Origin of the sequence: Rhodococcus phenolicus (assembly GCF_001646785.1) — a bacterium.
Classification (GTDB): Bacteria; Actinomycetota; Actinomycetes; order Mycobacteriales; family Mycobacteriaceae; genus Rhodococcus; species Rhodococcus phenolicus.
The window spans coordinates 167,346-178,978 of record NZ_LRRH01000061.1; the positions used below are offsets into that span (position 1 = coordinate 167,346).

The 11,633-nt window shown below is 68.2% G+C and carries 7 protein-coding genes; all 7 read right to left on the minus strand.

What is annotated here, in order from left to right; translation table 11 throughout:
- Nucleotide 1: 1 nt before the first annotated feature.
- The 7 genes from narJ to A8G15_RS17965 all read right to left on the minus strand — a co-directional run bounded on the left by narJ (nt 2) and on the right by A8G15_RS17965 (nt 11,602).
- Nucleotides 2-667, minus strand: coding sequence for a nitrate reductase molybdenum cofactor assembly chaperone (gene narJ / locus A8G15_RS17935; RefSeq protein ID WP_068162376.1), 666 nt, complete (start codon nt 665-667; stop codon nt 2-4).
- Entirely contained in the window at nt 667-2,343 is a 1,677-nt protein-coding gene (narH, locus tag A8G15_RS17940) for a nitrate reductase subunit beta (protein WP_068162379.1), read from the minus strand. The genes narJ and narH overlap by 1 nt, the downstream gene beginning before the upstream one ends.
- 45 nt (nt 2,344-2,388) lie before the next feature.
- On the minus strand, nt 2,389-6,081 hold the full coding sequence (locus A8G15_RS17945; RefSeq protein ID WP_068162382.1) for a nitrate reductase subunit alpha: 3,693 nt from the start codon (nt 6,079-6,081) through the stop codon (nt 2,389-2,391).
- A 23-nt stretch (nt 6,082-6,104) separates the two neighbouring features.
- Nucleotides 6,105-7,322, minus strand: coding sequence for a nitrate/nitrite transporter (locus tag A8G15_RS17950; protein ID WP_068162384.1), 1,218 nt, complete (start codon nt 7,320-7,322; stop codon nt 6,105-6,107).
- Between the two features lie 309 nt (nt 7,323-7,631).
- Nucleotides 7,632-9,908 carry a polyribonucleotide nucleotidyltransferase gene (locus tag A8G15_RS17955; protein WP_068162387.1) on the minus strand — a complete coding sequence of 759 codons (2,277 nt, stop codon included), beginning with the start codon at nt 9,906-9,908 and terminating at the stop codon, nt 7,632-7,634.
- 311 nt (nt 9,909-10,219) lie between these two features.
- Nucleotides 10,220-10,489, minus strand: a complete 270-nt coding sequence (gene rpsO / locus A8G15_RS17960) for a 30S ribosomal protein S15 (protein WP_068162391.1) — start codon at nt 10,487-10,489, stop codon at nt 10,220-10,222.
- Nucleotides 10,490-10,624: 135 nt separating this feature from the next.
- Nucleotides 10,625-11,602 (minus strand): bifunctional riboflavin kinase/FAD synthetase, encoded by a 978-nt coding sequence (locus A8G15_RS17965; protein WP_082899973.1) that lies wholly within the window; start codon nt 11,600-11,602, stop codon nt 10,625-10,627.
- Nucleotides 11,603-11,633: the final 31 nt, after the last annotated feature.

Genomic DNA, 11,633 nt, shown 5'->3' on the forward strand with positions numbered 1-11,633 from the left:
CTCACCGGTCTCCTTCGTCTCGTCGGGGTGGAACGGTCAGCGTGAACGGCTGCAGTCCGATGGCCTCGGCGGGCGGCCCGTCCTGCGCGAGCCGCGCCGCGCGCCGCAGTTCCTGGTCGGTCGCCGCCGGCAGCGTCCCGCACACCGCATCGACGGTGTGCGCGTAGGGCGAACCCGCCTCCGTCAGTGCCTCGCGGAGCACATCGATCGGCACCCGGTGTTCGACGAGCAGTCGCCGGCCGGCCTCGGGATCGACCGTCGCGGCGAATTCGAGGACGACCGGCAGGTGGTCGGGCATCTCCCCCACGGGCGGTTCGGCGCCCGCGGCGCGGTACACCTGCGCGAACGCGTGGATCTCGGAGCCCCGGTTGCGGGTGTCGCCCCCGGTCCAGTAGGTCAGGTACATCGTGGATCGGCGCCGCAGATCGAACACGTCGACGTAGGAGGTCGCCGCAGCCACCGGGTCGGCCTCGCGCAGCGCGGCGGCGGTGCGGCCGAGCAGGTCGGACGCACGGCCGGTCACGTGTGCGCGCAACTGCTCGACCGTGTCGAGACGCTGCGTCAGCGCCTCGTCCGGGTAGGCGAGCAGCAGCGACGCCGCCTGCCACACCAGCCGGTCCTGCAGGCTCGCCCCCGGGGCGGGCCGGATTCGCGACAGCAGTCTCATCATCGCTCTCCCTCCGGTTCGCCGCCGGGGTGCGCGCCGGGGAACATGCCCGCCGGTACCCCTTTTCCGTCCCAGTTGAGCAGGTTGACCCGCGACGGGCGGCTGGCGTTGGCGGCCATGCCCTCGCTGGTCTGGCGTTGTTTCAGCGCGTGGAAGGTTTCCACCGCCACCGGTACCGGACCGCCGCTGGCCTCGCCGAACGGTCCCGACTCGTACATGCCCGGTCCCCCGTCGAACGACAGAGCGCAGTCGGTCACCGACTCCTCGAGCCGGTGCCCCTCGGCGGCATAGGCGGACGGAATGACATATCGCTCTTCGTATTTGGCGATAGCCAGCAACCGGTACATGCCGTAGATCTGTTCCTCGGTCATCCCCACGGCCTCGGGGATGTGCGGCTGGGTTTCGCGCCCGAGATTGATGTCGCGCATGTACGAGCGCATCGCGGCGAGCCTGCGCAACACCGCCTCGACGGGCGCGACGTCACCGGCGGTGAACAGTTCCGCGAGGTACTGCAGCGGGATACGCAGGGCGTCGAGCGCCCCGAACAGGTTGCCGAGGTCCTCGCCGTCGTGCCCGTCACGGCTGACGGCGTCGACCACCGGCGACAACGGCGGGATGTACCAGACCATCGGCATCGTGCGGTACTCCGGATGCAGCGGCAACGCGACCTTGTAGGTGTGGATCAGCGTGTACACCGGGGACCGCTGCGCCGCTTCGATCCACTCGTCGGAGATTCCCTCCGCGCGCGCCCCGGCGATCACCTCGGGGTCGTGCGGGTCGAGGATGAGATCGCGCTGCGCCTCGTACAGGTCGGTCTCGTCCTCGACCGAGGCGGCCTCGAGGACCCGGTCGACGTCGTAGAGCACCAACCCGAGGTACCGCAGACGGCCGACGCAGGTTTCCGAGCACACGGTCGGCAGGCCCACCTCGATGCGCGGATAGCAGAACGTGCACTTCTCGGCCTTGCCGGTCTTGTGGTTGAAATACACCTTCTTGTACGGACACCCGGACACACACATCCGCCAGCCGCGGCACTGGTCCTGATCGACCAGCACGATGCCGTCCTCGACGCGCTTGTACATCGCCCCGGACGGGCACGACGACACGCACGAGGGATTGAGGCAGTGCTCGCAGATCCGCGGAAGGTAGAACATGAACGTCTGCTCGAGTTCGAGCTTCACCCGGTCGCCGACCTTCTTCAGGATCGGATCGTCGGGCACGATCTCCGGTGACCCGCCCAGATCGTCGTCCCAGTTCGCCGACCACGACACCTTCATCGGCTTGCCGCTGATGAGGCTGCGCGGCGGAGCGACGGGCATGTGCTCACCCAGCGGCGCCGATGTCAGGTTCTCGTAGTCGTACGTCCACGGCTCGTAGTAGTCGTCGATGGACGGCAGCTTGGGATTCGAGAAGATCCGGGACAGCTTGTGCAGGCGGCCGCCGTCCCGCAGCCGCAGCCGGCCCTTGCGGTCTCGTACCCACCCGCCCCGCCATCGTTCCTGATCCTCGTAGGTTCGTGGATATCCTTGTCCGGGACGGGTTTCGACGTTGTTGAACCACACGTACTCGGTGCCGGCCCGGTTCGTCCACGCTTGCTTGCACGTGACCGAACAGGTGTGACAGCCGATGCACTTGTCGAGGTTCATCACCATCGCCATCTGTGCCATGACCTTCATGATTTCCTCGCTCCGCAGGCTCCGCTCACGTCCCTCACATTCATGTCAGTAGGTCACCTCCTGCGACCGGCGACGCACCACGGTCACCTCGTCGCGCTGGTTGCCGGTCGGACCGAGATAGTTGAACGCGAAGGCGTTCTGGGCGTAGCCACCCGCCAGATGCGTGGGCTTGATCAGCAGCCGGGTCAGCGAATTGTGGATTCCGCCGCGGGTGCCCGTGGTTTCGGTGAGCGGGGTGTCGATGGTCCGTTCCTGAGCGTGGTAGACGTACACGACCCCTTCCGGCATGCGGTGGGAGACGATCGCCCGGCACACCACGACACCGTTGCGGTTGACGGCCTCGACCCAGTCGTTGTCGCGCACCGAGATCTTCTCGGCGTCCACCGGACTCATCCACATGGTCGGGCCGCCCCGCGAGAGCGACAGCATGAACAGGTTGTCCTGATACTCGGAGTGGATCGACCATTTCGAATGCGGCGTCAGGTAACGCACACTGAGCCCGATTCCGTCCCGGCCGCTCTCCCCGACCGCGGGCTCACCGAACAACCGGGTCATGTCCAGCGGCGGACGATAGGTGGGCAGTTGTTCGCCGACCTCCTCGATCCAGTCGTGGTCGACGTAGAAGTGCATCCTGCCGGTGAGGGTGTGGAACGGCTTGAGTTCCTCGATGTTCACCGTGAACGGGGCATAGCGCCTGCCCCCGGTCTCGCTGCCGGACCACTCCGGGCTGGTGATCACCGGCACCGGGCGGGCCTGGGTGTCGGCGTAGGTGATGCGCCGTTCCTCGCTGCCCTCGGCGAGATGCACGAGACGGCGCCCGGTGCGTTTCTCGAGTTCCCGGAAACCCTCGACGGCAAGCCTGCCGTTGGAGGTTCCGGACAGGGCGAGGATCACGTCGGCCATCCGTTCGGCCGTCGTGATCGCCGGGCGACCTTCCGCCGCACCGGAATTCATCACGCCGAACTTCGCAGCGAGCTCGGCGACCTCCGCGGTCGGGCGAGTGGTGACGCCCTTGGTGGTCAGGCCGAGGGTGTCGACGAGCGGGCCGAGCGTCGACCACTTGTCGGCGATCGCGGCGTAGTCGCGTTCGACGACGGCGACGGGCCCCATCGTCTTCCCCGGCACCGGCACCTCGCCCGTGGTCCGCCAGTCGTTCTCGGTGCCACCGGGATACGCCATCGCACCGGGGGTGTCGTGCTGCAACGTGCCGAGCACGACGTCGGTGCGGGTACCCAGATGCCGCGCCGCCAGTGCGCTGAACGCGCGGGCGATCGCACCGAAAGCCTCGTAGTCCGAGCGGGTTTCCCACGGGGGGTCGATCGCGGGGCTGAACGCGTGCAGATAGGGGTGCATGTCGGTGCTCGACAGGTCGCCCTTCTCGTACCAGGTGGCGGCGGGCAGCACCACGTCGGACAGCAGGGTCGTCGACGTCATCCGGAAGTCGATCGACATGAGCAGGTCCAGCTTGCCCTCGGGGATGTCGTCGGGCCAGGCGACACCGTTCGGGCGCAGATTCTCCGGGGTCGGCTCGGCCTGCACGGTGGAGGTGGTGCCGAGCAGATGGCGCAGGAAGTACTCGTTGCCCTTGCTCGACGAACCGAGCAGATTCGCCCGCCAGATGCTCAGCACGCGCGGCCAGTTGCGCGGGTTGTCCGGATCGGTGACCGCCAGTTTCAGATCGCCCGTCGCGAGCCGGCTCGCGACGTAGGCGGGGATCTCCTCACCGGCGGCGCGGGCCTCGTCGGCGACGTCGAGACTCGACCGGTCGAACTGCGGGAAGAACGGACTCCAGCCCATCGCGTTCGCTGCGGCCAGCACGTCCATCGTGTGTTTGCCCGCGAACCTGCCGCGGCCGAGCGGACTCGCCAGCGCATCGGCCCGGTACCCGTCGTAACGCCACTGGCCGGTGTGTGCGTACCAGTAGGAGGTGCCCGCCATCTGCCGCGGCGGACGCGACCAATCGGTGCCCATGGCCATGGCGGCCCAACCGGTGACGGGGCGGCACTTCTCCTGACCGACGTAGTGCGCCCAGCCGCCACCGTTGCGTCCCATCGAACCGGTGAGCAGCAGCAGCGCGAGCACCGCCCGGTAGGTCGCGTCGCCGTGGAACCACTGGCAGATGCCGGCACCCATGATGATCATGGACCGTCCACCGGATTCCTCGGCGCTGCGCGCGAACTCCTTCGCGACGCGGATGGCCTGCGCCGCGGACACCCCGGTGATCGATTCCTGCCAGGCCGGGGTGTAGGGCTCGGCCGGGTCGTCGTAACCGGAGGGCCACGTACCGGGCAGTCCCGGCCGGACCACACCGTACTGCGCGAGCATCAGGTCGAACACCGTACACACGCGGTGTTCGCCGACGCGCCGCACCGGGACACCGCGTTCGAGGGTCTCGCCGTGCCCGTCGAGGGTGTCGAAGCGCGGCAGATGGATCAGGGCGCTCTCCCCCACCGCGTCGTCGTGCGGTGCGACGGTCAGCGCCGGCACGAGATCGCCGAGTTCGAGGTTCCATTTGCCGACCCCGTCGTCGCCGTACCGGAAGCCGAGCGAACCGTGCGGCACCGCGACCGAGTCGGTGGCACCGTCGAGCAGCACCGGTTTGAACGCGGCGTTCTCCACGTCCTGCCCGAGGTCGGCGGCGGTCAGGTTCTTGCCCGGCACCCACCGGCCGTCGCGTTCCTCGAGTTTCACCAGGAACGGCAGGTCGGTGTAGCGGCGCACGTAGTCGACGAAGAACGGCACCCGGTTCCGCACGAAACACTCGGTGAGGATCACGTGACCCATCGCCATGGCGAGAGCGCCGTCGGTGCCCGCCGCACACGGCATCCACTCGTCGGCGAATTTCGTGTTGTCGGCGTAGTCGGGGCTGACGGTGACGACCTTGGTGCCGCGGTACCGGACCTCCGCCATCCAGTGCGCGTCCGGGGTGCGGGTGACGGGCACGTTCGATCCCCACATCATGAGGTATGCCGCATCCCACCAATCCCCCGACTCAGGGACGTCGGTCTGGTCGCCGAACACCTGCGGCGAGGCGACCGGCAGATCGGCGTACCAGTCGTAGAACGACGTCATCACCCCGCCGAGCAGTTCCACGAATCGGGAACCGGCGGCGAACGACACCATCGACATCGCAGGAATCGGAGAGAACCCGGCGACCCGGTCCGGGCCGTACTCCTTGATGGTGTGGACGTGGGCGGCGGCGATCATCTCGGTGGCCTCGGCCCAGGTCACCCGCACCAGTCCGCCCTTACCGCGGGCCCCCTGATAGCGCCGGCGGCGTTCGGGATCGGCCTGGATGTCCGCCCAGGCGAGGACCGGGTCGCCGAGACGGGCCTTCGCCTCGCGGTACATCTCCACGAGGACCCCGCGGGCATACGGGTAGCGCACCCGCGTCGGCGAGTAGGTGTACCAGGAGAACGCGGCACCGCGCGGACAGCCCCGCGGCTCGTACTCGGGACGGTCCGGTCCGACGGACGGATAATCCGTCTGCTGGGTTTCCCAGGTGATGATGCCGTCCTTGACGTAGATCTTCCACGAGCACGATCCGGTGCAGTTGACGCCGTGCGTCGAGCGCACCACCTTGTCGTGACTCCAGCGGTCGCGGTAGAAGACGTCTCCCTCACGACCGCCCTGACGGGTCACGGTGCGGCCGTCGGCGGAGATCTCACCCCGGGTGAAGAAGCGTCCGCTGCGTTGCAGCAGTTCGTCGACGGGTCCGCCGATCTGGGGGGCATTCACGGTGGCTCCTTTCGGGAGGGAAGTCAGGCGGCGGGGTCGCGTGCGGGTTCGCGGGCGTGCAACCGCAACGCGGTGTAGGCCAGGGCGATCAGGGCGGTGGCCACCAGGAGCAGCAGGCCGACGGTGTAGTCGTTGTCGACGCTGTCGTAGGTCGCGCCCATCACGAGCGGCGGGAAATAGCCGCCGAGGCCACCTGCCGCGGCGACGATGCCGGTGACCGATCCGACCGACTGCGCGGGCGAACGGCGGGAGACCCAGGCGAACACACCGCCGGTGCCGATGCCGAGGAAGATCGCGAGGGCGATGAAGGTCTCGGCGGACCAGATGTCCGGCGGCGGCTGGAAGGTGGCGATGAAGGCCATGGCCGCCGTCCCGGCGAGCGAGGCGAGCACCACGTACTTCGGGGGGATGCGGTCGGAGAGCGCGCCGCCGATCGGGCGGGCGATCACCGCGGCGAGGGCGAACGCGGCGGTGCGGGTACCGGCGTCGACGGCGGAGAATCCGTAGATGGTCTTGATGTAGGTCGGCAGGTAGTTGCTGAACGCGACGAAACCGCCGAAGACGATCGCGTAGAGGAACGACATCTCCCACGTGACGCCGAGCTTGAGCGCGGCCGTCAGCTTCGGCACCACCGGATCGGTGTTGGGCACGAATTCGGGAGAGTTGCGCATCGACAGGATGCACACGCCGGCGGTGACCGCGAGCGCGACCGCGATGATCACGTGGGTGGTCAGGAGACCGAACCAGTTCACGAACCGCGGCGTGAAGAACGCCGAGAGCGCGGTGCCGACCATGCCCGCACCGAACACGCCGGTCGCGAAACCGCGGCGGGCCGGTTCGTACCAGGCGTTGGCGAACGGGATACCGACGGCGAAGATGGTGCCGGCGATGCCGAGGAAGAAGCCGAACACCAGGAGCAGCGGATATGAACCGGCGACGCCGGCGACGCCGACCGCCAGGACCGGCAGGATCGACGCCAGCGAGATGCCGATGAACATGATCCGGCCGCCGTATCGGTCGGTGAGTGATCCGACCACGATCCGGCCGAGCGCACCGACCAGAATCGGGGTGGCGACGAGCAGCGAAGCCTGCGTGCTGGTGAGCGACAGGTCGTGGGCGTAGGTCGTGGACAGCGGGCCGATCATGTTCCAGGCCCAGAAGTTGATCGCGGATACCCAGGTGGCGAGCGCGAGGTTGAAACCACGTCCCGTACCGGTACCCGGTGTCGTTGCCGTGTTCACACCATCACGAAACCACCGGCGGGTGATCTTGGCGGAACTTTGGGGGAAACGTTACATCGCCGGGGGATTGTGAATTCGGGATCGGTTCGCCGCGATCCGTTCCCTTCGGCCTCGAACCGGCCTATTCTTGTGAATTACGTTGTGGCACAGGACAGCACAAAGTAGGCACCGGAACGGGCCGAAGGGCCGCGTCGGCCTCGGCACAACGAACCCCGCCCCGGAAGGACCGAAGTCCTTCCGGGGCGGGGCGGCACGAGCCGCGTGGTGTCGTACCGGCGCGGGCGCCGATCAGACCGGCGCGGGCGCCGATCAGCCCTCGGCGTTCTCCGCGCCCTCGGCCGGCGCGGCAGCCGCGTCGTCCTCGGCGACCGGAACGAGGCTGATCTTGCCGCGGTTGTCGATGTCGGCGATCTCGACGCGGATCTTCGAGCCGACGTTCACGACGTCCTCGACCTTCGCGATGCGCTTGCCGTTGCCCAGCTTGCTGATGTGCACCAGGCCGTCGCGGCCCGGGAGCAGCGAGACGAACGCACCGAACGCCGTGGTCTTGACCACGGTGCCGAGGAAACGCTCGCCGACCTTGGGCAGCTGCGGGTTGGCGATGGCATTGATCTTGTCGATCGCGGCCTGCGCGGACGGGCCGTCCGCCGCACCGACGTAGACGGTGCCGTCGTCCTCGATGGAGATGTTGGCGCCGGTCTCCTCGGTGATCGAGTTGATCATCTTGCCCTTGGGGCCGATGACCTCGCCGATCTTGTCCACCGGAACCTTGATGGTGGTGATGCGCGGAGCGAACGGGCTCATCTCGTCCGGCGAGTCGATGGCCTCGGCCATGACCTCGAGGATCGTGGCGCGAGCGTCGTGGGCCTGCGAGAGCGCACCCGCCAGCACCTGCGACGGAATACCGTCGAGCTTGGTGTCGAGCTGCAGGGCGGTCACGAAGTCCTTCGTGCCGGCGACCTTGAAGTCCATGTCGCCGAACGCATCCTCGGCGCCGAGGATGTCGGTCAGCGCCACGTACCGGGTTTCACCGTCGACCTCGTCGGAGACCAGGCCCATGGCGATGCCCGCAACCGGAGCCTTCAGCGGCACACCGGCGTTGAGCAGCGACAGCGTCGAAGCGCAGACCGAGCCCATGGACGTCGAACCGTTGGAGCCGAGAGCCTCGGACACCTGACGGATCGCGTACGGGAACTCCTCCTGGCTCGGCAGCACCGGCACGAGGGCGCGCTCGGCGAGAGCGCCGTGGCCGATCTCGCGACGCTTGGGCGAACCGACGCGGCCGGTCTCACCGGTCGAGTACGGCGGGAAGTTGTAGTGGTGCATGTACCGCTTGGTGGTCTCGGGACCGAGCGAGTCGACCTGCTGCGCCATCTTGACCATGTCGAGGGTGGTGACACCCATGATCTGGGTCTCGCCGCGCTCGAACAGCGCCGAACCGTGGGCGCGCGGCACGACCGCGACCTCGGCCGAGAGCGCCCGGATGTCGGTGATGCCGCGGCCGTCGATGCGGAACTGGTCGCGCAGGATGCGCTGACGCACCAGCTTCTTGGTCAGCGAGCGGAACGCCGCGCCGATCTCCTTCTCGCGCCCCTCGAAACTCGGGGCGACCTGCTCGAGGATCTCGACCTTGATCTCGTCGGTGCGGTCGTCGCGCTCCTGCTTGCCGGCGATGGTCAGCGCCTCGGCCAGCTTCGCGGAGGCGGCGGTCTCGACGGCGGCGTACACGTCGTCGGCGTACGCCGGGAACAGCGGGAAGTCGCCGGTGGGCTTCGCGGCGGCGGCGGCGAGCTGCTGCTGCGCGATGCACAGGCGGGCGATGAACGGCTTGGCGGCCTCGAGGCCCTGCGCGACGATCGCCTCGGTCGGCGCCTGCGCGCCCCCGTCGACGAGCGCGATGACGTTCTCGGTGGCCTCGGCCTCGACCATCATGATCGCGACGTCGGCGGTGTCCGGGTTGTCGCCCCCGGCGACGATGCGGCCCGCGACGACCATGTCGAACACGGCGTTCTCGAGCTGCTCGACCGTCGGGAACGCGACCCACTGGCCGGCCTTGTTCTCGTCCGAGGTGATCAGCGCGACGCGCACGCCGCCGACCGGGCCGGAGAACGGCAGACCCGCGATCTGGGTGGACGCGGACGCGGCGTTGATCGCTACGACGTCGTAAAGGTCGTTCGGGTTCAGGCTCAGGACCGTCACGACGACCTGGATCTCGTTGCGCAGGCCGTCGACGAACGACGGGCGCAGCGGGCGGTCGATGAGACGGCAGGTCAGGATCGCGTCGGTGGAGGGGCGGCCCTCACGACGGAAGAACGAGCCGGGGATACGGCCCGCGGCGTACATGCGCTCTTCGACATCCACCGTCAGCGGGAAGAAGTCGAAGTGCTCCTTGGGCTGCTTGGAGGCGCTGGTGGCCGACAGCAGCATGGTCTCGTCGTCGAGGTAGGCGACGACGGAACCGGCGGCCTGCTGGGCGAGGCGGCCGGTCTCGAAACGAATGGTGCGGGTACCGAAGGCCCCGTTGTCGATGGTCGCGGCGGTCTCGAACACGCCCTCGTCGACCTCGACTGCAGTATTGCTGGTCATCTCTGTGTCTTCTCTTCCCTCTTCGTCTTCGCCGTACCCGCGTGGGCGCCGCGGCCCCCTTGGCCGCGGCTGCGCACCGACTTGCGGAGGCGGTCGTCGATCGAAACCCACCGGTCCCGGATCACCGGATTCGGAAGGTCACTACCGAGGACCGACACCGTCGGCGCATACGGTCCGCCGCCTACCGAGGCGGCGTTGCGCGCCGGGCTTCCGGCGCAAACACCGGTAGCCGACGAGGCCCAGTGTAGAGGCATTCCCGTCGGCTACCGGCAAAGATCAGCGTAGGCAGATCGTCGTGCTCGGGGTCCGCGTCAGCGACGCAGGCCCAGACGCTGGATGAGCGAGCGGTAACGCTCGACGTCGACCTTCTCGACGTACTTGAGGAGGCGGCGACGACGACCGACCAGCAGCAGCAGGCCGCGGCGGGAGTGGTGGTCGTGCTTGTGCTTCTTCAGGTGCTCGGTCAGATCGACGATGCGCTTGGTGAGCAGTGCCACCTGCGCCTCCGGCGAACCGGTGTCGGTCTCGTGGAGGCCGTACTCGCCGAGGATCTGCTTCTTCTGCTCGGTGGTCAATGCCACTGGGATACTCCTGATCACTGACGTCCGCGTGATACGAAAACGGGCACGAACCCGTCGGTGCGGCCACCGCGAACCGCAGCACACACCAAGAATCCAGGCTACCAGAGCCCGCGAGCCCTCCCCGACCGGGTGGCGTCAGGCGGGGTCGTCGACGATGCGGGCGAGGATGTCGCGGGCGCGGTCGGCGTCCCCGTGCATCGCCGAGATCAGCGCCTCGATCGAGTCGAACTTCTCCATGCCTCGCAGCCGCTCGACGAAGTCGACCGCGACGTGCTGGCCGTAGAGGTCGGCCTCGTGGTCGAGCACGAACGCCTCGACCGTGCGGGTGCGCCCGGAGAACGTGGGATTGGTGCCGACCGACACGGCCGCGCCGTAGCGTTCGCCGGGCGTCACGGTGCCCAGGCTCGGGCCGGGTCCCAGAACCGTGAACCACGCGGCGTACACGCCGTCCGCGGGGATCGCCGAGTGCATCGGCGGGGCGACGTTCGCGGTGGGGAACCCGAGATCGCGTCCGCGTCCGTCGCCGTGCACGACGACCCCTTCGACGCGGTGCGGCCGGCCGAGCGCGTCGGCCGCGGCGGCCACGTCGCCCGCGTCGACGCACGAGCGGATGTAGGTCGAGGAGAACGTGACCGCGTGTTCGGCGAGCAACGTCTGGCCGTCGACGGCGAATCCGAACCGTTCACCGATCGTCCGCAGCATGTCGACGGTGCCGGCAGCCTTCTTTCCGAACGTGAAGTTCTCCCCCACCACGACCTCGGCGACGTGCAGCCGTTCGACGAGAATCTCGTGGGCGTACCGCTCCGGGGTCAGCTTCATGAACTCGGGCGTGAACGGCATGACGCAGAAGACGTCGACACCGAGCTCCTCGGCGAGTTCGGCGCGGCGCGCCAGCGTCGTCAGTTGCGCCGGATGATTGCCCGGCCGCACCACTTCCATCGGGTGCGGATCGAATGTCATGAGCACACTGGGGATTCCACGTTCCTTCGCGGATTTGACCGCCCGCGTGATCAGTTGCTGATGTCCGCGGTGCACTCCGTCGAACACGCCGATCGTCAGTACACAACGACCCCAGTCCGCAGGTATTTCCTCGAGGCCTCGCCATCTCTGCACATCGGGCAGCCTACGGCCCGGGCCCGGGCCG

Coding starts and splice junctions, on each gene's coding strand:
- A8G15_RS17955 (WP_068162387.1), bottom strand. CDS start 9,908: ATGACCAGCAATACTGCAGTCGAGGTCGACGAGGGCGTGTTCGAGACC.
- narJ (WP_068162376.1), bottom strand. CDS start 667: ATGAGACTGCTGTCGCGAATCCGGCCCGCCCCGGGGGCGAGCCTGCAG.
- narH (WP_068162379.1), bottom strand. CDS start 2,343: ATGAAGGTCATGGCACAGATGGCGATGGTGATGAACCTCGACAAGTGC.